We start from the raw sequence: 22,935 nt of genomic DNA, 5'->3' as shown, positions 1-22,935 counted from the left end.
TAATCGAGTCCCGGTCCGAATTCCGGCATGCCGAAATCGTTCCCGGTGAGGGGCCGTGCAGTAGTGGTGTGCCGCGAAGCGGCGGGATGGCTGCCGCAGAACCGTTACGGCTGTGTGGCAACTCGGAGAACACTACGGATGGGGCAGGGGCGTGTCAACTTGGGTCAGCCGAGGTCGTTCAGGCGGCCTTCGGCGTCCGGTTGGGCGTCCTCCACGCGGCGCAGGAGCCGTGTCAGGACCTCGCCGAGGCGGTGGCGGTCGTCGTTCGAGAGGTCCTGGAGGAGGTCCTCCTCGAAGACCGTTGCCAGGCGCATGGCCTCCAGCCACTTCTCTCGGCCTTCGTCGGTCAGCTCGACGATCACGCGGACCCGGTTGTTCTCGTCGCGCTCTCGCGTGACCAGGCCTTCGCTCGCCATGCGGTCGATGCGGTGCGTCATGGCGGCCGGCGTGAGGCCGAGGCGTTTGGCGAGTTCGCCGGGGCCCAATCGGTAGGGAGCCCCGGAGACCACGAGGGCCTTGAGGACCTCCCATTCGGCGTTGCTCAGGCCGAGGGTCGCCGTCTGGCGTCCGTACGCGACGTTCATCCGCCGGTTGAGGCGCTGAAGTGCGGAAACGACCTGCTCGACCTGGGGGTCGAGGGCCTGGAACTCGCGCTGGTAGGCCGCGATCTGTTCCTCGAGGCTCGGCTCGGTCGCGTCGGGCGCCGCATCTGAGGGCTCAGGCATGCGGCGCAGTATGACACGAAAGTCATTGGCGTCGAAGTCCTTCCTTGTGTAGTCTTTAGCTTCGAACTTTAGAGTTGAAGTCTTCAAGGCGTGACTGTCCGGTCCTGCCGTGGTCGGCCTCGGCTCCTGGGTTCGTACCTCTTGTTCGTCTTTTGACCTGACCTAGGTAGGTGAGTGTGACCACCGCGATGGGCGCCGCGTTGCGCCGGATCCAGCTGGGGAACGCGCTGAGTGCGTTCGGTAACGGCTTCACGGTTCCGTATCTGTACGTCTATGTGGCGAAGGTGCGGGACCTCGGTGCGAATACGGCCGGTGTGGTGCTGGCCGTGCTGGCCGTGGCCGCGCTGGTCGTGCTGCCGTTGACCGGTCGGGTGATCGACCGGCGGGGTCCGCTGCCGGTGGCCATCGTCGGCACGGTCTCGGCCGCCATCGGGGCGCTGGGGCTGGGGCTGTCGGCGACGGTGCCGTTGGTCATCGCCTCGGCCGTGGCGCTCGGTGCGGGAATCGCGGTGATACAGCCGGCGCTCGCGACGATGATCGTGTGGTGCTCGACGACGCTGACCCGGTCGCGGGCGTTCGCGACCCAGTTCTTTCTGAACAACCTGGGGCTGGGTGTCGGCGGGCTGGTCGGCGGGTTGTTGGTCGACGCCGCGCACCCGTCGAGCTTTGTGCGGCTGTTCGCCATCGAGGCCGTGATGTTCCTGGTGCTGGGTGCCGCCATTGCTTCCGTACGGCTGCCGCAGGCGCCGAAGGTCGAGGATGCGGTGCCGACCGAGGAGCGGCCCAAGGGGGCGTGGCGCGCGCTGTTCGGGGACCGTCGGATGGTGTGGCTGTGCGTGCTGGGGTTCGTGCTGTTCTTTGCCTGCTACGGGCAGTTCGAGTCGGGGCTGGCGGCGTACGCCACCGAAGTCACCCGGATCGCGCCGGCCACGCTCGGTATTGCGCTGGCGGCCAATACGGCGGCGATCGTGGTGGCGCAGTTCGTGGTGCTGAAGCTGGTCGAGCGGCGGCGGCGCAGTCGGGTGATGGCGCTTGTCGGGATGATCTGGACCGTGGCGTGGATAGCCGCCGGGGTGTCCGGGCTGGTGCACGGTGCGCCGGTCGTGGCGACGACGCTGCTGATCTCGACCTATGCGTTGTTCGGGATAGGTGAGTCGATGTTGTCGCCGACGGTGGCTCCGTTGGTGGCCGATCTGGCGCCGACCTCGCTGATAGGTCAGTACAACTCGGCGTTTGCGCTGGTCAAGCAGCTGGCGTTGGCCATTGGGCCGGCGGTGGGTGCGTTGATGGTGGGGCATGGGATGTACATGGCGTACATCGGAATGCTGGTGGTGTGTGCGCTGGGGATCACGGTGTTGTCGTTGCGGCTGGGGCGGATGTTGCGGCCGGTGCAGGACAATCCGCATCGGCTCGTGGCGGCGGTTCCCGCGCCGCGGTCGGAGCCGGTGGCCGCGGCCGCGTGAACCGGCTCCGGCGTTAGCCGCGAGGCAGCGCGAATTCGCACCAGACGGCCTTTCCGCCGCCGGGAGTGCGGCGGGAGCCCCAGGACGAGGCGATGGTCGCGACGATGGAGATGCCGCGGCCGGCCTCGTCGGCCGGTTCTGCGCGGCGGCGGCGGGGGAGGTGGTCGTCGCCGTCGGTGACCTCGATGATCAGTCGGCGGTCGGTGCGGCGGAGGCGGAGGCGCATGGGGGGTGTGCCGTGCTGGAGGGAGTTGGCGACGAGTTCGCTGGCCGCCAGGACGCCGAGGTCGTGGAGTTCCGGCGAGAAGCGCCAGGAGGCCAGGACTCCGGAGGCGAAGGCGCGGGCGCGGGGCGCCGCTTCGGTGCCGCCATGGAGTTCGAGGGCGGCGTTGTGGAACAGCTCGGCGTCGTGGCCGGTGCGCTCGGGGTGCTGGAGGACGAGGATCGCGACGTCGTCGTCGTGGGTGGCGGTGATGCCGAGGGCGCGCAGGAGGCGGTCGCAGACGATGTCGGGGGCGCCGGTCGCGCCCGCGAAGGCGGCCTCCAGGGCTTCCACGCCGTGATCGATGTCCTTGTCGCGGCGTTCGACGAGCCCGTCGGTGTAGAGGACGGCGCTGCAGCCGGGGCCGAGGGGGACGGAGCCGGAGGTGTGCAGCCAGCCGCCGGTGCCGAGCGGGGGCCCGGTGGGCTCGGCGGCGCGGCGGACGGAGCCGTCGGCGTCGCGGACCAGGATGGGCAGATGGCCGGCCGAGGCGTAGACCAGGCGGCCCTCGTTGGGGTCGTGGACGGCGTAGACGCAGGTGGCGATCTGGCTGGCGTCGATCTCGGCGGCCAGACCGTCCAGCAGCTGGAGCACCTCGTGCGGCGGAAGGTCCAGGCGCGCGTAAGCCCGTACGGCGGTGCGCAGCTGGCCCATGACGGCGGCGGCGCGCACCCCCCGGCCCATCACGTCCCCGATGACCAGGGCCGTGCGGCCGGCACCGAGCGTGATCACGTCGTACCAGTCACCGCCGACCGCCGCATCCGTACCGCCCGGCTGGTACGTGGCGGCCACCCGCAGATCGTCCGGCTGCTCCAGCTCCTGCGGCAGCAGCGAACGCTGGAGCGTGACCGCGGCCTCCCGCTGACGGGCCTCACTGACGCGCAGACGCTCGGCGGACTCGATCTGATCCGTGACATCCGCGCCGAAGACCAGCACGCCTTTGTGGGGGGCGATGCAGGCGACCTCGGGGTCGGGGGCCGGGCCGCTGGCGGCGACCTCGATCGGGGTGCAGGTGAAGGTGTAGTAGCCGTCGCGGGTACGGTCCGGGCCGGCGCCGCCGGGGACCCGGCGCGATTTGACCGTGCGGGGCTTGCCGCTGCGCAGCACCTGGTCCATGAGCGGGAGCAGGCCCAGTTCGGTGAGCTCGGGGAGGGCCTCGCGGGCGGTGTGGCCGGCGGGGCGGGGGCCGAAGACGGCGGCGTAGGCGCCGTTGACGTAGGCGATGCGGTGCTCGGGGCCGTAGACGACGGCGACCAGGGCGGGGATGGTGCCGAGGATGTCGTGCACGGACAGCGCGTCGACGGTGGGGGGCGCGGCCGCCGGGGCCGGTCCCTCGGGGGAGGCCGATTCGGCGCGGGCGGCGGGGACGGAGCCCGTACCGGAGGTGGCCGGCGGGTCGCCCTCTCCTGGGGGCGTGGCGGACGGCGTCGGCGCGGCGGGTCCGGCTGGTGGCGCGGCGCGGTTGGATCGCGCGGCGGTGCGCCGCTGTGTGCCGGGGAGCTTGGCGCTCCAGCGCGTGAAGATCACGGAGGGGTACCTCTTACTTCGCGTCGTCGCGCGGGATCGGGCCGTCGGCATGAGGGGACTCCCCTAGGCTCCGCCCGGCCGGGGGCCGGTGGAGTGTCGGCTGGGGGCACCCTCGGCGCCCTCTCGCGGAATGCAGCAAACGTCCAGAATCCTCGTGATTGTCACTCTTTGCAGATACGAGCCCACCCATGGTCACACGTCCAGTGTGGCCGACCGGACTGACATCCGTCAGACGTCGGGGGCTCGGCGTGGAGATCCGGGTTGCGGTGCATCCGGGCGCCCCTTGACTGATGCGATGTCAACTCCCTTGGTGGAGGGGGTCGATCAACTGGCTTCGTTGTGCCGGCCGGTGCCCGCGGCGAGTTCGAACTCGCCGCGCGGGTTCTCCAGCGAGCCGAGCGAGACGATCTCCCGTTTGAACAGGCCGGCGAGGATCCATTCGGCGAGCACCCGCGCCTTGCGGTTGAAGGTGGGCATCCGGCTGAGGTGGTAGGCGCGGTGCATGAACCACGCCGGGTAGCCCTTCAGCTTGCGCCCGTAGACATACGCGACGCCCTTGTGCAGGCCGAGCGAGGCCACCGACCCGGAGTATTTGTGCGCGTAGTTCTCGATCGGGCCGCCGCGCAGGGTCGCCACGATGTTCTCGGCGAGCACCCGGGATTGGCGGACGGCGTGCTGTGCGTTGGGCGCGCAGGTCACGCGGGGCTCGTCGGGCTCGGCGGGCGGGTCGGCCGTCAGATCGGGCACGGCGGCCGCGTCACCGGCGGACCAGGCGTGTGCGACGCCGTCCACCTGGAGTGCGGCGGTGCACTTGAGGCGGCCGTGGCCGTTCAGCGGCATTTTGGCCGCGGCCAGGATGGGGTGCGGTTTGACGCCGGCGGTCCACACCAGGGTCCGGTTGGGGAAGCGGGCGCCGTCGCTGAGGACGGCGACGCGGTTCTCGCAGGATTCCAGCCGGGTCTCCAGCCGGACGTCGATATTGCGGGAGCGCAGCTCACGTACGGCGTACCGGCCCAGTTCGGGGCCCACCTCGGGCAGGATGTGGTCGGTCGCCTCCACCAGGATCCACTTCATGTCCTCGGGCTGGACGTTGTGGTAGTAGCGAACGGCGTAGCGGGCCATGTCCTCCAGTTCGGCCAGCGCCTCCACGCCCGCGTAGCCCCCGCCGACGAAGACGAAGGTCAGCGCCGCGTCGCGGATCTCGGGGTTGCGGGTGGAGGAGGCGATGTCGAGCTGTTCGAGGACGTGGTTGCGCAGGCCGATGGCCTCTTCGACGGTCTTGAAGCCGATGCCGACGTCGGCGAGTCCCGGGATGGGGAGGGTGCGGGAGATCGAGCCGGGCGCGAGGATCAGTTCGTCGTACGCCACTTGGATCGCGCCCTCGCCGGTTTCCTCGGCGGCCAGGGTCGTGATGACGGCCTTACGCTCGTCGTGGTCGATGGCCGTGACCTCGCCGATGACGACATGGCAGTGGGGCAGCACCCGGCGCAGCGGTACGACGACATGGCGCGGGGAGATGGAACCGGCCGCGGCCTCGGGCAGAAATGGCTGGTATGTCATGTACGGCTCGGGATCGACCACAACGATCTCGACGGTGCCCTGCCGCAGTTCCTGCTTCAGCTTCTGCTGGAGCCGCAGGGCGGTGTACATCCCGACGTAACCGCCACCGACCACGAGAATGCGCGCCACTTCGTTGGAAGACACTGCCGTCACAGAGGTTCTCCTCGCGAGGTCGAGCCGACACCACTGTTCCATGACGCACCCCAGGAACGGCTTTGTCCACAGGCTCGTCGAAATGTATGACCGGGGGCGGATGACGCGGCGGACGGTCATCTTCCGCGGACGCTCGGCAAGGTGCGCAGGTCAGAGGGCGCGTGGCGGGTTGAGGACGGGTACGCAATCGGGGCGGATCCGGCCCCTTGGGCCGATCGGGGGGCGCAGTGTGCGGAACACCCCCTTCATTCTTGACCCGGGCTCAACTATGTTCGTATCTCGTTGGGGTGCACCCTCTCGTCGGTACGCCCCGACCAACAGGGCGGGGAGTCTCCGGGGGGAGACGTCATTACCGGGGGAATCACTATGCATATTGAGGGCTCTCATTGGCCGACAGCCGTCGCCACCGCGGACAGCGCGTCCGACAGCGGCGGGACCAACGGCCACAGCAATGGGAACGGCATCGCGAGCAGTAACGGCAACGGCAACGGGGGGCACGGCACCAAGGCCGGTGTCGGCCTGGGCGCCGCCGGCCGGAGCACGCCGCTGCGGGTGGATGCACAGCGCAATCTGGAACACGTCCTGCGCGCCGCGCGCGAGGTGTTCGGGGAGCTGGGATACGGCGCGCCGATGGAGGACGTGGCGCGGCGGGCCCGGGTCGGCGTCGGCACCGTCTACCGGCGGTTCCCGAGCAAGGACGTCCTGGTCAGGCGGATAGCCGAGGAGGAGACCTCGCGGCTGACGGACCAGGCGCGGACGGCGCTCGGCCAGGAGGACGACGCGTGGTCGGCGCTCTCGAGGTTCCTGCGGACCTCGGTCGCTTCGGGTGCCGGGCGGCTGCTGCCGCCGAGCATTCTGCGGGTGAGCGCGGACGCCGAGCGGCCGGCCGGTGAGCTTGCCGAGGCGCGGGTGCCGCAGCAGCGGGTGGCCGCGGACGCGGACGGCACGGACGGAGCTCTGCGGGTGGTCGCCCAGCGCGGCGCTCCGGAGGGCGAGCGGGGCGAGCCGGCCGCCGCCGCGGAGGTCCCGGAGGGCGGGGCGGACGCCGTCGAGGAGACGGCCGGTGCCCAGGCGCTGCTGGAGGTCGTCGGGCGGCTGGTGGAGCGCGCGAAGACGGCCGGTGAGCTGCGGGCCGATGTGACGGTCGCCGACATCCTGCTGGTGATCGCCACGGGCGCGCCGTCGCTGCCCGATCCCGGCCAGCAGCAGGCCGCGGCCGCGCGGCTGCTGGAGATCCTGCTGGAGGGGCTGCGCTCGCGCCCCGTCGGCTGAGTGCCCGCGACCGGATCCGTCCGGGCGCCCTCGTCGGACGGGGGCGCCGGGTGGGTCCGGCGGCCGGTGCGGTGTCGTCCGTACGTTCCGATGGCGGCCGCCCCGTACGGGTGAACGCTAGTGCGGTCGTACAAGAACGATCCTCGGATGAGTGGTTGCCCGCCGGGACCCTGAAGTGCGGGGGCCCGGTGTGGCACGCTTGCGCGGTGTTCCGGTGTGACGGCGTGTTCGGGGGCCTCGGCGATGGGTGTTGACGGGCGGGACGAGCGGCGCGGCGGCGAGGCGGGGCGCGGATCGGCTCCGCCGCAGGTCCCCGGGCAGAGCGGGCCCTTGGGTGCGACTCCCCCGGTGGACCGTGGCGATGAGCGCTACGACCGTGCCGAGAGCGCCGAACGCGGGGTTCCGGCGCAGCGCGACCGCTCCGGTGGGCGCGGGCCGGCCGGAGGGTTCGCAAGCGATCCGGACAGCGGAGAGGCCGCCGGGCTCCCGCCTTCCGACGGTCAGTTGATCGCCGATATGCGGGCCGGCGACGACAGCGCGTACGAGGAGATGTACCGCCGGCATGCCGAGGCGGTGCGGCGCTATGCGCGCAGCTGCTGCCGGGACACCCACACCGCGGAGGATCTGACCGGCGAGGTCTTCGCGCGCACGCTGCAGGCGGTGCGCGGTGGCGCGGGACCGGATTCCGCGGTGCGCGCCTATCTCCTGACGACGGTCCGGCGGGTCGCCGCGGCCTGGGCGAAGACCCAGAGACGGGAGCAACTGGTCGAGGACTTCGCGGTGTTCGCGGTGTCCGCGGCCGGGTCGTCGATGGATGACGACACGCTGGACCTGGGCGCCGATGTCCAGGCCATGCATGAGGCCGAGCAGTCGATGGCGATGCAGGCGTTCCGCAGTCTGCCGGAGCGCTATCAGACGGTGCTGTGGCACACCACGATCGAGGACGAGTCGCCGAGCGAGGTCGCGCCGCTGCTCGGGCTGACCGCGAACGCCACCGCCGTCCTTGCGCACCGCGCCCGCGAGGGCCTCAGGCAGGCGTATCTGCAGGCGCATGTCAGCCAGTCGCTGACCGCGGGCGGCGACTGCGCCCGGTACGCCGACCGGCTCGGCGCGTACGCCCGGGGCGGGCTGCGGATGCGGGCCGAGCGGGGGCTGCGCAAGCATCTGGACGCGTGCGCGCGGTGCCGTACGGCCGCGTTGGAGGTTGCGGACGTCAATGAGCGCATCGGGGCGCTGCTGCCGGTCGCGGTCATCGGCTGGTTCGCCGCGGGGTACGCCGTCAAGGCGGCGGCCGCGGTGGCGGGGGCCGCGGGTGCGGGTGCGGCGGTGGGGGCCGGTGCGGCCGCGGCCGCCTCGGGGGCCGGATCCGGTGCGGCCTCCGGTGCCTCTTCCGGCGCGGCGGGCTCGGCCGCGCTGAGCGAGGGGCTGGGCGCACCGGTCAAGGTCGGCATCGGGGTCGGGGTGGCGGTGGTGGCGGGCGCGGCGCTCGCGCTGGCGCTGACCGGCTCCCCGCAGCTGTCGCCGAAGCCGCAGGCCAAGCCGCACCGCCCGGCGCCCGCCGCGCCGCGGACGCCGTCCCCCAAGCCACCGGAGCCCTCGTCGAAGCCGCTCCCGCCCGCCGCCGGGCACGCACCGTCGCCGCAGCCCACTCCCACACCCACGCCGACACCGACGCCTGCTCCGAAGCCTCCGGAGCCGGCCCCCACGCCCCCTTCGACTCCGACGCCGGCCCCGCCGAAGCCCACCCCGACACCGCCGCCCCCGGAGCCGTCCCCGTCGGCTCCGTACCGCCTCAACTCGCTGTCGTACGACGCCGTCGGCGATGGCACCGAGCCGGAGGTGCGGATGTTCGGGAGCAGCTGGCTGTGGCAGCGGCAGAGCCCCAGGATCGACGGCACGACGTACGAGCACGGCGTGAGTGTGCACGGACCGTCCTCGGTGCTGATCGACCTCAACCGGCAGTGCAGCGCGTACGACGCGGTCGCGGGTGTCGACGATCTGAGCCTGGGGCTGGGTGCGCTGCGGTTCTCCGTGTACGCGGACGGAACGCTGCTGTGGCGGTCCGGTGTGGTGCACGGCGGGGAGCCTGCGGTGCCGGTGCATGTCCCGCTGACGGGCCGTAGGACGCTGCGGCTGGTCGTCGAGCCGACGTCGCCCGGCGATGTGGTGGCGCTGGGGGACTGGGCGCGGTCGGTCATCAGTTGCCGGTGACGGGGGAGCTGGGCGCCGGGGCGCCGATCCGGCGCCGAGGGCCGTGTTTCACGTGAAACCACGATCGGCGGCGTCCGTGCGGTAGCTGCGCGGCGGCCCGCTCACAGCCTCGCGCGGGGCACCACGCCCCCCGCGAGTGCCCGCTGCCGCGCCGCCGCGCCCGTCCAGCACGTGCCCCGTCGTGCCAGCAGCCGCCGCAGCCACAGCTCCGTGGAGACCAGCTCGGCGAGCCCGTCCAACGGGAGCGGCTCGCCTTCGACCGCCGCTCGCAGCGCCTTGCGCACCACCCGCGCCTCCACCAGCCCCGCGTCGGCGAGCAGCGGTGTGTCGAAGAGCCCGACCAGTTCGCCGACGGCGTTGCGCAACCCGGCCCGTACCGCGGCCGCATGGGTGAGGTGCGAGGTGGCGCCCCACCCGGGCGGCAGGTCCCGCACACCGGCGCCGGAGAGCACCGAACGCAGCACCGCCGCCCGCGCCCCCGGCTGCACCCGCAGGGTGTCCGGCAGGGCGCGGCAGGCGAGCACGACCTGGTTGTCGAGAAAGGGCGCGTGCAGCCGCTGATTGCGGACCTCGGCGGCCTGCTCGAAGACGCGGTGGTCGGCGGCCTGGCGGATCAGTGCCGCACGGGCGCGCCGCTCGCCGGGCCGGCCGATGGCGGGCGAGCGGGTCGCCGCGTCCCCGAGGCGTACCGACACCTGGGCCAGCGCCTCCCCGGTGAGCCAGCGCGCGGCCGGCCCGGGGCGGCACCAGGCGAGGGCGGCGAGGGAGGCGTCGACCGCGCCGCCGGCCACCGGTTCGTCGGCGAACTGCCGCTCCAGGAGGCGGCGCGCCGTATCGGCGATGCCCTCGCCGTAGGGCGTACGGGCGAGCTTGCGGGCGGCGCGGTAGACGGTGAAGGGGACGAGGACGGACTGGGCTGAGGGGCCGTCGGCCTTGGCCAGCGCGGTGACCGGGCGCAGCAGATGACGGCGCCGGCGGTCCATGAGGAGGTCGGCGAGGCGCGCCGGATGGGCATCGAGGACCTGGCGGGCACCATGCCCGACGAAGTGGTCCGCGCTGCCCGCGAGCAGCCGCCGGCGGTGCCGGGCGGCGTCGGTGAGGGAGGGGCCGGGCTCGTCGGTGAGCGGTCCGGATGCGAGGTCGGCGTACGGGAGGGCCTCTTCGCCCGCGGCGACGACGACATGACGCAGCCGCGGGTTGTCGGCGATGCTGCGGGCGCGTTCCAGCTCGGCCTCGCGGTGGTCCTGGCCGCCGTTGGTGGCACGGTCGTTGAACGTGACGGCGAGCAGGCGTTCGCCGTGGCCGTTGAGCGTGCCGGGCTGCCCGGGCAGGCCGGCGGCGAGCAGGGCGAGGGTTCCGGAGGCGCTGCCGCCGGAGAGGTCGGCGCCGATGCCGGGGGCCGGTGCGCCGCGCGCGGCCCGCCGCTCGGCCGGTCCCATGCCGGGCACCGGGCCGGGGTCGAGGCCGTCCGGACCGTCCGGATCGGGGGCGTGGCGCGGGCCGGAAAGCCGGGTGCGGACGGCCTCGATCAGCGCCTCTCGGACGCCGTCCACGGCCTGTTCCGGGGCGATCTGGGGCGCGGCGACGGCGAGCGAGGCGGTCGGCTCGTACGAGGCGATGTCGCGGGCACCGCCACGCAGCACCAGGGCGTGGCCGGGCGGGATGCGGCGGACGCCTTCGTACGGTGTGCCGGCGCCGAGCGCCTCGGGGGCGTCCGGGCAGGCCAGCAGCGCGGCGAGATGGCCGACGTCGAGGCTGGCCTCTATGAGGTCGGCGAGCGGGAGGGCGGCGGTGGCGTAGGCGGTGCCACCGGCCCAGGCGGTGTGGAAGACGGGGCGGGCGCCGGCCAGGTCGCCGGTGACGGTGATCCGCCGTCCTACCTGGACGACGGCGGTGTAGCTGCCGGGCCAGGCGGTGAGGTGGCGCAGCGCGCCGCCGCGGGCCGCGAACAGGCCGACGCGCAGCTGGTCGTTGGTGGCGCCGCAGATGCCGAAGACGGCGAGCCGGGTCTCGGGGTCGGCCTGTACGACGCGGACCTCGTCGGGCCGCCAGTCGCCGACGGCCCACAGCGGATCCGGGTCGCCCCACAGGAGTTGGGCGCCGACGGGGAGGACGGCCGGTCCCGCTCCGCCGGTGGCCGGTCCCGTGGCGGAACTGCTCCACCCCACCAACCAGCGCATCGCCGCCTCCACCCGATTCCCCGTCCGCCGAGGGGCCAACGGCCGCCCCGCACAACGGATTGCCAAGCTTTCGCCATGGTGTTGCGCGGACCATGCTGCCATGGCGGCGGCGCGCCGGAGGGGTCGAAGAGGGGCTCGTATGCGGGCGTTTCACTGTGCGGGCGGGCGGCGTGTCGGCCCCGGGTGGCCCCCCGTGTGGCCCCCGGGGCGGTCTTGAGTGGGCCGCGGCGTGAAAGCATCACCCATCGAATTTCGGCCAAACTCCGTACAGTACAGTCCAGTTGACGCGTTCGGGCGTCGCGTCAACCGGTGCCACGACCGGCCGGAAGCCGGCCTGCGCGACGGTCCGGGAAGCGGGCTTCGCCTCCCGGACCGGACCGCCACCCGCGGGGAATGAGGTGACGGTGTCCCCCAGCCCACTGGATCCAGTGCAGCGGGCCAACCCACGCAGGACCCATGAAAGCGCTCCCGTCACAGGGCGGCCAGCGCGCACGGACGGGCGCACGGGCACACGTACCCGGAGCACATGCCAATTCCCGCACCCCTGTTTGAACACGAATCTCGCCATCCGGCACACCGACTCTTAACGGTCGGGATCCGGCGAACTACTCTGGGTGGACGCATGCCCCGGGGTACCGGGGAGGCTGTCGCTGTGTCGAGGGGTGCGCATGTCCAGGGATATACGCGGGCCGAACGAAAAGCTCGGCACCGTACTCGCCCTCGCGGGTATCAGCAATGCCGGACTGGCGCGCCGGGTCAACGACCTCGGGGCGCAGCGCGGACTGACGCTTCGCTACGACAAGACGTCGGTGGCCCGGTGGGTGTCCAAGGGCATGGTGCCGCAGGGCGCCGCGCCCCATCTGATCGCCTCCGCGATCGGCAGCAAGCTCGGCCGGCCGGTGCCGCTGCACGAGATCGGACTGGCGGACGCGGACCCGGCGCCCGAGGTCGGCCTGGCATTTCCCCGCGATGTGGGCGCGGCGGTGCGGTCCGCGACCGAGCTCTACCGACTTGATCTGGCCGGGCGGCGGGCGGGCGGCGGCGGCATCTGGCAGAGCCTGGCCGGATCGTTCGCCGTCAGCGCCTATGCGACGCCGGCCTCGCGCTGGCTGATATCCCCGGCGGACAGCTCGGTGGCACGCGAGGCGGCCGAGGCCCGCGACAAGGACGCGGCGGCGGCCGGCGACGCCGGGATCCCGCAGCACGTCGGCCACAGCGACGTCAGCAAGCTGCGCGAGGCGGCCGAGGACGCGCGCCGCTGGGACTCCAAGTACGGCGGCGGGGACTGGCGTTCGTCGATGGTTCCGGAGTGCCTGCGGGTGGACGCGGCCCCGTTACTTCTCGCCTCGTACAGCGACGAGGTCGGCCGCGCGCTCTTCGGCGCGACCTCCGAACTCACCCGGCTCGCAGGGTGGATGGCCTTCGACACGGGCCAGCAGGAGGCCGCGCAGCGGTACTACATCCAGGCGCTGCGGCTGGCCCGCGCCGCCGCCGACGTCCCCCTGGGCGGCTATGTCCTGGCCTCGATGTCCCTCCAGGCGACGTACCGCGGCTTCGCCGACGAGGGCGTCGATCTCGCCCAGGCCGCCCTGGAGCGCAACCGCGGCCTGGCCACCGCGCGCACCATGAGCTTCTTCCGCCTGGTGGAGGCGCGGGCGCAGGCCAAGGCGGGCGAGGCGCGCGCCTGCGAGGTGGCGCTGAAGGCCTCCGAGGGCTGGCTGGAGCGCTCCCGCAGCGGCGACCCCGACCCCTCCTGGCTGGACTTCTACTCCTACGAGCGGTTCGCCGCCGACGCCGCCGAGTGCTACCGCGATCTGCGGCTGCCGCGCCAGGTCCGCCGCTTCACCGAGCAGGCGCTCTCCCGGCCCACGGAGGAATTCGTCCGCTCGCACGGGCTGCGCCTGGTGGTCTCCGCGGTCGCCGAACTGGAGTCGGGCAACCTGGACGCGGCGTGTGCCGCGGGCACCCGCGCGGTGGAGGTGGCCGGCCGGATCTCCTCGGCGCGCACCACGGAGTACGTGCGCGATCTGCTGCACCGCCTGGAGCCGTACGGCGACGAGCCGCGGGTGGTGGAGCTGCGCGAGCGGGCGCGGCCGCTGCTGGCGGCGCCGGCGTAGGGGTGGGGCGGGGCCTTCGGGTCCGGGCGGCCTTCGCGGCCGGGCCCCGGCCGGTCCCCGCCACGGGGCTCGTCCCCGCCGCATTGTCAGTGGCGACCGTCATGATGGAGTACGTCGTCGGTGATGACACGTGGGTCCCCGGCCAGGGGCGGACCTGCGGTGATCCGGTTGGGGAGGTGCAGTGGCGGCGTACGACTGCGACGTGCTGGTGATCGGTGCCGGCATCATCGGACTCTCTACGGCCTATGCGATCACGCGTGCCGCACCGCGCACGCGCGTCGTGGTGCTGGAGAAGGAGCCCGGGCCCGCCCGCCATCAGACCGGCCGCAACAGCGGCGTGATCCACAGCGGCATCTACTACCCTCCCGGCTCCCTCAAGGCCCGCTACGCCCTGCAGGGCTCGGCGGAGATGGTCAAGTTCTGCGCCGAGCACGACATCCCGCACGAGGTCACCGGCAAGCTGATCGTCGCCACCGACCGCAGCGAGCTGCCCCGGCTGCACGGCCTGATCCAGCGCGGCCGCGAACACGGCCTGCCGGTGCGCGAGCTGGGCCCCACCCAAATAGCGGAGTACGAACCCGAGGTGCGTGGCCTGGCCGCCATCCATGTCGGCACGACGGGCGTGTGCGACTTCGGCGCGGTCGCCCGCCGGTACGCCGCGCTCGCCATGGATGCGGGCGCCCGGATCGAGTACGGCGCCGAGGTGACGACGATCGGCCGCCGCCCCGGCCGGGTGGCGGTCCGTACGGCCTCCGGGACGGTCCACCGCGCCCGCGCCCTGGTCAACTGCGCCGGCCTGCACTGCGACCGGATCGCCCGGCTGGCCGGCGACGCCCCCGGCATGCGGATCGTCCCGTTCCGCGGCGAGTACTTCACCCTCGCCCCGGAGCGCGCCGCCCTGGTCCGCGGCCTGGTCTACCCCGTCCCCGACCCGGCCTTCCCCTTCCTCGGCGTCCATCTCACCCGCGGCATCGACGGCGGCGTCCACATCGGCCCGAACGCCGTCCCCGCGCTCGCCCGCGAAGGCTACGACTGGCGCACCATCCGCCCCACCGACCTCGCCGGCACCCTCGCCTACCCCGGCTCCTGGCGGATAGCCCGCCGCCACTGGCGCTACGGCGCCGGCGAGCTCCACCGCTCCCTCTCCCGTCATGCCTTCGCCGATGCGGTCCGCCGCCTGCTCCCGGCCGTCCAGGAGGAGGACCTCCTCCCCTCCCCGGCCGGCGTCCGCGCCCAGGCGGTCCTCCCCGACGGCACCCTCGTCGACGACTTCCTCTTCGCGGAAACGCCGGGCATGGTCCACGTACTGAACGCCCCGTCGCCCGCCGCCACGGCGTCGCTGCCGATCGGGCGGGAGGTGGCGCGGAGGGTTCTGGGAGCGGTGGAGGGCTGAGCGGCATGGGGGCCGAGGGGCGTGGGGCGCCGCGGCCGGATCCCGCCGCTCCTCACCATCCGTAGAATCAACACACTGTGTCCGAGAATCCCGCCACCCCCGCAACCGACGTCACCACGGCCCACGACGCCCCCGAGGCCGACGGCCCAGAGGCAGCTGCGCCGGCCGCCGCCACTCCGGCGGGCCCCGCGCCGCAGGAGCCGCCACGCCTCGGTGCCACCGCCGCCTCGGCTGCCGTGCCGCGCCGCGGCGAGCCGATGTTCCCCGATGGGACCGGCCCCGCGGCCGACCCCGCGGGCTCGCATCATGAACGCCGGATCCGCTCCTTCCAGCCCCGCCGCAGCCGCGTCTCGCCCTCGCAGGCCGATGCGCTGCGCCGCCTGTGGCCGAAGTGGGGCCGCGACATCGACGGGCTCGCCCGTATCGATCTGGACGAGTTCTTCGACGGCCGGCCGGTCGTCCTGGAGATCGGCTTCGGCATGGGCGAGGCGACAGCGCAGATGGCCGCCGCCGACCCGGACACCGGCATCCTCGGCTGTGACGTGCACACTCCCGGCCAGGGCAATCTGCTCGGTCTCGCGGAGCGGAACGGTCTGTCCAACATCCGGGTCGCGAACGGCGACGCGATCATCCTCCTGCGCGAGATGCTCGCCCCCGCCTCCCTCGCCGGCCTGCGCGTCTTCTTCCCCGACCCCTGGCCGAAAAAGCGCCACCACAAGCGCCGCCTGATCCAGCCGGAATTCGTCGCGCTGGCGTCCACCCGGCTCGCGCCCGGCGCCCTGGTGCACTGCGCCACCGACTGGGAGCCGTACGCCGAGCAGATGCTCGAGGTCCTCTCCGCCGATCCGACGCTCGAGAACCTCCACCCCGGGTACGCGCCCCGGCCCGACTTCCGCCCGCTCACCAAGTTCGAGGGGCAGGGGCTGGACAAGGGGCACGTCGTCCACGACCTGATGTTCCGGCGGCGCCCGTAGGGGCCGGAAAGGCCCTCACCCAGGCGCCGGAAAGGCCCCCGTCACCGTCGCCGGCCGGGCCCGTAAGGTCGATGGGTGTACCCGTCCCAGCCGCCCCCGCAACCGCCCCTCCCGGCGTACGCGCCCCACCCCCACCCGGACACCCACCAGCCGCACCCGCACGCCGACGCACCCCGGCTCCCCCTGCACCCGCACCCGCGCCGCCGGCCCGCCCCCTGGCGCAGCAGGACTGTGCGCGCAATCACCGTGGCCTCGCTGCTCGCGCTCTCCGGCGTGATCATCCTCGCCATCGTCCGCCACCAGACCGGCACCGAGGGCTTCCTGGTCGGCCTCGGACTGGCCGTCTTCCCCGTACCGCCGCTCATCGCGGCGTTCTGCTGGCTGGACCGGATAGAGCCGGAGCCATGGCGCAATCTCGCGTTCGCCTTCGCCTGGGGGGCGTGCGCGGCCACCCTCGTCGCGATCCTCGCCAACGGCTTCGCCACCGACTGGCTGGCCACGAACATCGTCGGCGCTTCCCCCTCCGACGCCCGGACCTGGGGCGCGACCGTCGTCGCCCCGGTGGTCGAGGAATCCGTCAAGGCCGCCGCCGTCCTGCTTCTCTACCGCTTCCGCCGGCGCGACTTCGACGGCATCACGGACGGCCTCGTCATCGCCGGCCTCAGCGCCACCGGCTTCGCCTTCACCGAGAACATCCTCTATCTCGGCAACGCCTTCGGCGAGGACCAGTCCATGGGCCACTCCGGCCTGCACTCCCTCACCGCCGGCACCTTCTTCATCCGCATCGTCGTCTCCCCCTTCGCCCACCCCCTCTTCACCATGCTCACCGGCCTCGCCTTCGGGATAGCCGCCACCCGCCACCACCACCGCCGCGCCACCCGCACCGCGCTCGCGCTCCTCGGCCTCCTCACCGCCGTCCTCCTCCACGCCATCTGGAACAGCGCCGCCTCCCTGGGCGACCTCGGCTTCCTCACCGTCTACGGCCTCTTCATGGTCCCCGTCTTCCTCACCCTCACCTGGCTGGCGATCTGGTCCCGCCACCAGGAACTGCTCTCCCTCCGCCACTACCTCGCCCCCTACACAGCCACCGGCTGGCTCGCCCCCGCCGAACCCACCGCCCTCTCCTCCCTCAAAACCCGCACCCTGGCCCGCGCCATAGCCCGCCGCACCCAAGGCCCCACCGCCGCCCGCGCGGTCTCCGAATACACCACCCTCGCCACGGCCCTCTCCTTCCACCGCCGACGTGCCCATCTGACGGGCCCCACGGCCGACTTCAGCACGCGGGAGCAGGAACTTCTGCTGCATCTTTGGCAGTACCAGCCGTGGGTGCAGGGGGCGTTGGCGGAGGCGTTGGCCATAACGCATCGGCCCTACGTGCCACACCAGCGCTGAGCGTGGCCACCACCCCCAACGCCGCTAACCCTGGCCCGGCTCACTCAGTCGATCGGCCCATCGGGCGCGGTGCTGACGTACGCAGTCCAGCTTGATCTGGTGCTCTCTCGTCGTATGCAAGGCGCGCAGGAATCTCTGCGTCAGCCCATCCAGCACATCGAGACCGTCGGTGAGCTGGAGAGCTCCCCTATCGAACAACACGTGGCAATTGGGACACAGGCAGAGAACGTTCTCCACCTTGTCCGGCCCGTTATGCGGTTTCCCGAGTGCTTGAATATGGGCCGCCTCGCTGTATGCCTCACCGCCGGGCGACACTTCGAGGCGAAGATTGCAGATCTGACAGGTGTTGTCGTACATCGCCTTCACTTGGCGAACGACAGCCGAGTCGCGTATTCGAAGCTCGCGCTCAACGGTCCGGCGCACTTGCTCTTCAAGTGGGGTGTCTTCACCATCGATCGGAGAGACGGGCTGCGGCTGCGGCTGCTGCCCGGGGGCGAGCCTCAAGAGCTTGAACTGGCAAACACGAAACCCTTCCTTCCCCACGGTCATCCAGTGGTCCGCAACACGAAAGAGACCGGAGTATTCGTAGCCGCCGGTCGCTCGACGCCGCTTCTTCCCCCTGATTTTCAGCCCCCGGACCACGCGAACCGGATGGCCGAGCGCTTCATTGAGCAGCAATCCGGCATTTCTCGGTGAAGCCATGCTCTGGTCGGCGTAGAGGCGCCCGGTATCCCTGTCTCGGCCGCCCTCGCCTGTGTAGGTGATCTCGTCCTCGCCGTACACGTCGTCGATGTACCCACCAGAGAGGACGATGGAGTCCACCCCTTCGCGGGCGGTGCCGGAGATGCCCTGGCCCAAGGCGCGATGCACACCCGCCCTGTGCAGCTCGGTGTGCCCCTTGAACCACTGACCTTCGTCGACGCCTGAAGGAGCACCAAAACGGACCGGATTCGATGACTGCGCATTCGTCATGGGCGAATCTTGCCCACCAGCCACCTCGTAAGCCTCCTACGGCGCACGACCACCCCCGCAGTGTGGCCGGCGCCACACCTCGTACGACCGCCGCCCTGAACCTTCATGCACGACGCGATCGAATGGCAGGGCGGTGCAGAACAGCGCGGACAGATCGCTTCCCTATTGCTCTCCACGGATTGAGTGAGCCGATGACAGCAATCGCAACGCGGCAAGAATCCGAGCGTGCAGACAGACCCGCGGAGTTCGACCGAACCGGCTTACAGCACTCTGCCGCAACAATGTCGCGCGGCTCTTCGGCTGCATCGGGGAAGCCGAGGTCGCGCACCTCCGGGCCGTAAAGTAAAAGAGAGTTGTCCCTGATAAGGAGGGTGTACCGATGGTCAAAGTTCCCACAGCAATAGTGGCCGCAGGCGGGATTGTCGGTGGTTACGGCGTGGCCCGTTGGACCAAGAAGCGGGCGTTGGGCGGGGTGGCATTGGCCGCGGCCGGCGCGGTGGCGGCCAAGGGGTGGCAGGAGAAGGCCGGGGGGAAGGCAGCGGCCGCCTTGAGTGGGGCCTATGTGGCGGCATTTGCCGGGTCGCATCCCCTCGCCAAGAAAGTCGGGGCCTGGCCTGCGGTGTTTGCGGTGGCGGGTGGGGTGGCGCTCGCGTCGTGGGTGGCGGTGGACCGGCGGGGATAGGGCGGCCGACGCGCATACGGGGGCGGCCGTCCGGGCCGGCCCCGTATGCGCGGTGCGTCGGTCAGGACGTCACGCCGAAGCCTCGTTCAGGAGGGCCAGTTCAGCCTCCGTGAGAGTCAGCTCGCCAACCGCCAGCAACGCCGGAAGCTGGGCCACCGTGCGGGCGCTGGCGATCGGGGCGGCGACCGTGGGCTGGGCGGCGAGCCAGGCGAGGGCGACGGTGGCGACTTCGGCTCGGTGGGCGGCGGCGACGGTGTCGAGGGCCGCCAGGACGCGCAGGCCGCGGTCGGTGGACAGGTGCTGCGCGGCGCCTTCGGAGCGGGCGCTGTCGACGGTGTTGCCCGGGCGGTACTTGCCGGTCAGGAAGCCGGAGGCGAGGGCGAAGTACGGGACCGCGGCCAGGCCGTGGCGGGCGGCCACGTCGGCGAGTTCGCCCTCGTAGGTGTCGCGGGAGACCAGGTTGTAGTGGGGCTGGAGGGCCACGTAACGGGCCACGCCCTCGCGGGCGGAGAAGGCCAGGGACTCCTCCAGCCGCTTCGCCGAGATGTTGGAGGCGGCGATCTCGCGGACCTTGCCGGCCCGGACGAGGTCGTCGAGGGTGGTGAGGAATTCCCCGACCTCGACGGACTCGTCGTCGAAGTGGGTGTAGTAGAGGTCGATGTAGTCGGTACGCAGGCGGGTGAGGGATGCGTCGACCGCGGCCTTGATGGTGGCGGCGGACAGCCCCTTGAGGTGAGGGTTCGAGGGCGCGCCCACCTTCGTGGCGATGATGACGTCGGAGCGATTGCCGCGGGAGGCCAGCCAGTTGCCGATGACGGTCTCCGACTCACCGCCGTTGTTCCCGGGGGCCCAGGCCGAGTAGACGTCGGCGGTGTCGATGAAGTTGCCCCCGCCGGCGACGTACGCGTCGAGTACGGCGAAGGACTCGGCCTCGTCCGCCGTCCAGCCGAAGACATTGCCGCCGAGGGACAGGGACGAGACGGAGAGCGAGCCGAGGGGTTTGCGTATCGCAGTCATGCGATTCTGCAACGTTGGGGAGCGGGGGGTTATTCCCGGGCGGGGGCTATTCCCGGGCGGCCGCTCCCCCTTCCAAGGGAGCCGGCCCCACCCAGGGACGCCGGCCCCTCCCCCCGGTACGTCAGACGTTCACCCCGTGGTCCCGCAGCCACGGCATCGGGTCGATCGGGTCGCCGGCTCCCGGGCGGACCTCCAGGTGGAGGTGCGGGCCGGTGACGTTGCCGGTGGCGCCGACGCGGGCGATGACATCGCCGGTGTTGACCTTGCCGGAGGTCTTCACCATGGAGGACAGGTGGCAGAACCAGAGCTCGGTGCCGTCGTCGAGGGTGAGGACGAGGCGGTAGCCGTACGAACCGGCCCAGCCCGCCTGGGTGATGGTGCCGGAGTGAACTGCCTTGACGGGAGTGCCGGTCGGTGCGGCGAAGTCCTGTCCGGTGTGGTCCGCGGCCCAGCGGTCGCCGGCCTGGCCGAAGCTGGCGGTGAGGGTGAAGGAGGTCACCGGGGTGATGAAGCTCTTGGCCAGTTCGGCGAGGCGTTCGGCCTCCGCCTTTCTGCGGGCCGCCTCCGCCGCCTCGCGCTTGGCCTTGAGCTCCGCCGCCTGCTTGGCGGCCGCGGCCTTCTCGGCCGCCTCGTGGTGCGCGGCGGCGGCCTTCGCGGCCTGATCGACGGCGGCCGATTCGGCGGCGTCGCGGGCCTCCTGCTCGGCGGCGCCCTGCTGCGCGTCGGCCTGCTGGAGGATGCGGTGGCGCAGCGCCTCGCCGGCGCCGGTGCCCTGGGCCGCCTCGTGCCGGGTCAGGCCCGCCTGGGTGAGAGGGCCGGCGGCGGGCGCGGAGTCGGCGTCCGCGGCGGAGTGCGACGGCCCGGAGTCGGATATGAGGCCGCCGATGCCGGGGAGGGACTCGGCGTCCGGCAGATTCTCGGCGATGTCGTGGGCCATGCCGCCGATGTCGGGCATCGAGATCGGGACCGGCGGGCGGCCCTCGGCCGTGGCCATGCCGCCCGCGCCGACCGCCGCGATGACGCCGACGCCCAGGACCGTACCGCTGCGCGCGAGTCCGCTGCCGCGCTGCTTGGCCACCCGGTGCTTGCCGCGGACGGAGCGGACGGACTCCTCGGTGGGGTTCCACTCCTCCCACGGTCCCTCGCCGTCACGCGCGCCGTCGCGTTCGCGGTCGCCGCCCTGGTAGACGACACCGGAGCCGTCGAAACGGCCTTCGTCGTCGAACGGATCCCGGTGATCGAGGTCGCCGGCGGACGGAGCCTCGGGGGCAGGCCTGTTGGACGCCACGGGGGCGCACTCCTTTCCTTCCTTCACGCCTACCGGGTTAGCTGACGGGTTCGGAGCAGGAAGGTCTCCTACGGGCGCCTCTGGTGGGAGGCGTCCGATTCACCCCAAGGTGGTGGTTCCCCGGTTCCCTCGGTGCAGTTCATGCATGCCGTGCGGATGGTGCAGACGGTGCACAGGTGCGAATCGCGCGGAGCCAGCGGTCATGTGGGGCGGTGCCGGTCGGCGCTGTTCAGTGCCCACTGGCGCCCGTCGTGCACATGCGCTCGGTCCGTACGGGTGGTCCTGCGTGCCGTGATGACGTGCGTGACGTGCATGGCGTGCGCTTGCGGGATTCGGCGTCGGCGCGCGGTGCCGCCTCTTGCGACGGCTGGGACGACCGCGCTCCGTTATCGGACAGTAATAGAGACCACGGTCGTTTTCCAAGCCTTCCGGGGAATCCGTATGCGCTCCGGATGAGCTTTGGCGTGGACTTTTTCGCCCACGGCGGGAACAAAGCGGGCGACTTGACCGGGATTCAGTAAACGATCTTCCGGTGATTGTGCGTCAGTTGTTATGCGGAGGGGTGCCCGCCCATTACGGAGCGTGAGAGCAGTAACGTCGGATCATGGTCGTCAACGTGGTCAACGTCGTGAACAGCGCGCAGACAGTGGCGGATCGGTACCGGGAGTTCTCCTGGAACCAGGCGCGGGGACGGTCCGACGCCCACGCGGAGTTGACCGCCCGGATCAGCCACGACGCGGAGTTCTGCGACCTGTTGTCGGGATCGCTGCCGGCCGGGAACGCCCAGCGGCCCACCCTCCTCCTGGCCGCCGTCCGCTACCTCGACGGGCCGCACGCCGAGCTGGGACCGCGCGACGAGACGGCGTACGGACGCTGGCGCGAGTGGACCGTCCGGCACTGGGACGAGGTCCGTGCCGTCATCATGGGGCGCGCCGAGCGGACCAGTGACCCGGCGCACTGCGCCACGCTGCTGCCGCTCCTCGCCCGCCTGCCGCAGCCGCTGGCGCTGCTGGAGGTCGGGGCGGGGGCGGGACTGTGCCTGCAGCCCGATCGGTACCGGTACCGCTACGAGGGGGACGGCGCGGGCCACGGGACGGAATGCGGGGCGCCCGGGAGCCCGGTGACGTTCGTGTGCCGGACGAGCGGCGCCGGTCACGGCTCCGTCCCCGCCGCGCCGCAGGCCCCCACCCGCCTCCCCGACATCGCCTGGCGCGCCGGCATCGACCCCGACCCGCTCGACCCGGTCGCCGACCGCGACGACCTCCGCTGGCTCCAGTCCCTGCTCTGGCCCGGGGACGGGTACGGGGGCCACAGCGCCCACGGCTTCCACGGCCGGAACCGCGCCGACCGGCTCGCGGCCGCCGTGGAAGCCGTACGCCCCGCGCCCCGCCCCCGGATCGTGCGCGGCGATCCCCTCGACGCGCTGCCCGCGCTGGCCGCCGAGGCCCCGCCCGAGGCGACGCTGGTCATCTTCCACACGGCCGCCCTGGCCTCCCTCCCGCTCGCCCGCCGCGAGGAGTTCGCCGCTCTCGTACGGTCGCTGCTCGCCGAGCGGGACGGCCCCGGCCACTGGGTCTCCCACGAGCACCACACCGTCCTGCCCTGGATCACCGCCCCGGCCCACCGGGCCCTGCGCCCCGAGGACGCCCGGCTGCTGACCCTCGCGCTGGACGAGCGCCCGGTCGCCCTCACCGGCCCGGACGGCGAGAGCCTGCACTGGCTCCCCGAGGTCGCGCCGGCCGGATGA

General features: G+C 72.3%; 16 protein-coding genes and 1 riboswitch. Of the genes, 9 read left to right on the top strand and 7 right to left on the bottom strand.

Going from position 1 to position 22,935, the window contains the following annotated elements; all coding sequences use genetic code 11:
• Positions 1-164: 164 nt before the first annotated feature.
• Positions 165-725: a MarR family winged helix-turn-helix transcriptional regulator gene (locus ACIGWZ_RS38115; protein ID WP_400072401.1), complete on the bottom strand. Its 561-nt coding sequence runs from the start codon at positions 723-725 to the stop codon at positions 165-167.
• Positions 726-901: 176 nt separating this feature from the next.
• Here ACIGWZ_RS38115 and ACIGWZ_RS38110 point away from each other — a divergent pair, with 176 nt between their 5' ends.
• The gene (locus tag ACIGWZ_RS38110) at positions 902-2,188 is read left to right on the top strand and encodes an MFS transporter (protein WP_400072399.1); all 1,287 of its coding nucleotides are present in this window, start codon (positions 902-904) and stop codon (positions 2,186-2,188) included.
• Positions 2,189-2,201: 13 nt separating this feature from the next.
• On the opposite strand, the gene ACIGWZ_RS38105 is transcribed toward ACIGWZ_RS38110, so the two are convergent.
• Together ACIGWZ_RS38105 and ACIGWZ_RS38100 are read right to left on the bottom strand one after the other, a co-directional pair.
• Positions 2,202-3,977 (bottom strand): SpoIIE family protein phosphatase, encoded by a 1,776-nt coding sequence (locus ACIGWZ_RS38105; protein WP_400072397.1) that lies wholly within the window; start codon positions 3,975-3,977, stop codon positions 2,202-2,204.
• Between the two features lie 324 nt (positions 3,978-4,301).
• Positions 4,302-5,627 carry an NAD(P)/FAD-dependent oxidoreductase gene (locus ACIGWZ_RS38100; RefSeq protein WP_400072413.1) on the bottom strand — a complete coding sequence of 442 codons (1,326 nt, stop codon included), beginning with the start codon at positions 5,625-5,627 and terminating at the stop codon, positions 4,302-4,304.
• Positions 5,628-6,056: 429 nt separating this feature from the next.
• On the opposite strand from ACIGWZ_RS38100, the gene ACIGWZ_RS38095 reads away from it, so the two are divergent.
• Together ACIGWZ_RS38095 and ACIGWZ_RS38090 are read left to right on the top strand one after the other, a co-directional pair.
• Entirely contained in the window at positions 6,057-6,962 is a 906-nt protein-coding gene (locus ACIGWZ_RS38095) for a TetR/AcrR family transcriptional regulator (RefSeq protein ID WP_400072395.1), read from the top strand.
• Between the two features lie 243 nt (positions 6,963-7,205).
• Positions 7,206-9,173: a sigma-70 family RNA polymerase sigma factor gene (locus tag ACIGWZ_RS38090; RefSeq protein WP_400072393.1), complete on the top strand. Its 1,968-nt coding sequence runs from the start codon at positions 7,206-7,208 to the stop codon at positions 9,171-9,173.
• A 101-nt stretch (positions 9,174-9,274) separates the two neighbouring features.
• On the opposite strand, the gene ACIGWZ_RS38085 is transcribed toward ACIGWZ_RS38090, so the two are convergent.
• Complete coding sequence (locus tag ACIGWZ_RS38085; protein ID WP_400072391.1) at positions 9,275-11,353, bottom strand: asparagine synthase-related protein; 2,079 nt, start codon at positions 11,351-11,353, stop codon at positions 9,275-9,277.
• A 668-nt stretch (positions 11,354-12,021) separates the two neighbouring features.
• On the opposite strand from ACIGWZ_RS38085, the gene ACIGWZ_RS38080 reads away from it, so the two are divergent.
• The 4 genes from ACIGWZ_RS38080 to ACIGWZ_RS38065 all read left to right on the top strand — a co-directional run bounded on the left by ACIGWZ_RS38080 (position 12,022) and on the right by ACIGWZ_RS38065 (position 17,229).
• The gene (locus tag ACIGWZ_RS38080) at positions 12,022-13,470 is read left to right on the top strand and encodes a hypothetical protein (protein ID WP_006604728.1); all 1,449 of its coding nucleotides are present in this window, start codon (positions 12,022-12,024) and stop codon (positions 13,468-13,470) included.
• A 181-nt stretch (positions 13,471-13,651) separates the two neighbouring features.
• On the top strand, positions 13,652-14,863 hold the full coding sequence (lhgO, locus tag ACIGWZ_RS38075; protein ID WP_400072389.1) for an L-2-hydroxyglutarate oxidase: 1,212 nt from the start codon (positions 13,652-13,654) through the stop codon (positions 14,861-14,863).
• Positions 14,864-14,940: 77 nt separating this feature from the next.
• Positions 14,941-15,837, top strand: a complete 897-nt coding sequence (gene trmB, locus ACIGWZ_RS38070; protein ID WP_400072387.1) for a tRNA (guanosine(46)-N7)-methyltransferase TrmB — start codon at positions 14,941-14,943, stop codon at positions 15,835-15,837.
• 75 nt (positions 15,838-15,912) lie between these two features.
• A complete protein-coding gene (locus ACIGWZ_RS38065; protein ID WP_400072385.1) occupies positions 15,913-17,229 on the top strand; it encodes a PrsW family intramembrane metalloprotease in 1,317 nt (438 codons plus the stop codon).
• Positions 17,230-17,253: 24 nt separating this feature from the next.
• Here the strand turns inward: ACIGWZ_RS38065 and ACIGWZ_RS38060 are convergent, their stop codons facing one another.
• Positions 17,254-18,201 carry a YDG/SRA domain-containing protein gene (locus tag ACIGWZ_RS38060; RefSeq protein ID WP_400072383.1) on the bottom strand — a complete coding sequence of 316 codons (948 nt, stop codon included), beginning with the start codon at positions 18,199-18,201 and terminating at the stop codon, positions 17,254-17,256.
• A gap of 379 nt (positions 18,202-18,580) precedes the next feature.
• Between ACIGWZ_RS38060 and ACIGWZ_RS38055 the strand changes: the two genes are divergently transcribed.
• Positions 18,581-18,883, top strand: a complete 303-nt coding sequence (locus ACIGWZ_RS38055) for a hypothetical protein (protein ID WP_400072382.1) — start codon at positions 18,581-18,583, stop codon at positions 18,881-18,883.
• A 69-nt stretch (positions 18,884-18,952) separates the two neighbouring features.
• Here the strand turns inward: ACIGWZ_RS38055 and ACIGWZ_RS38050 are convergent, their stop codons facing one another.
• Both ACIGWZ_RS38050 and ACIGWZ_RS38045 read right to left on the bottom strand, forming a co-directional pair.
• A complete protein-coding gene (locus tag ACIGWZ_RS38050) occupies positions 18,953-19,900 on the bottom strand; it encodes an aldo/keto reductase (RefSeq protein WP_400072380.1) in 948 nt (315 codons plus the stop codon).
• A 121-nt stretch (positions 19,901-20,021) separates the two neighbouring features.
• Positions 20,022-21,188 (bottom strand): M23 family metallopeptidase, encoded by a 1,167-nt coding sequence (locus ACIGWZ_RS38045; protein ID WP_400072378.1) that lies wholly within the window; start codon positions 21,186-21,188, stop codon positions 20,022-20,024.
• Between the two features lie 11 nt (positions 21,189-21,199).
• A riboswitch (cyclic di-AMP (ydaO/yuaA leader) is annotated at positions 21,200-21,333 on the bottom strand.
• A gap of 459 nt (positions 21,334-21,792) precedes the next feature.
• Between ACIGWZ_RS38045 and ACIGWZ_RS38040 the strand changes: the two genes are divergently transcribed.
• Complete coding sequence (locus ACIGWZ_RS38040) at positions 21,793-22,935, top strand: DUF2332 family protein (RefSeq protein ID WP_400072376.1); 1,143 nt, start codon at positions 21,793-21,795, stop codon at positions 22,933-22,935.

Source organism: Streptomyces sp. NPDC053427 (assembly GCF_044544985.1).
Lineage (GTDB): Bacteria > Actinomycetota > Actinomycetes > Streptomycetales > Streptomycetaceae > Streptomyces.
Note: the sequence above shows the minus strand (reverse complement) of the source record. Positions and strands in the feature narration are given on the sequence as shown.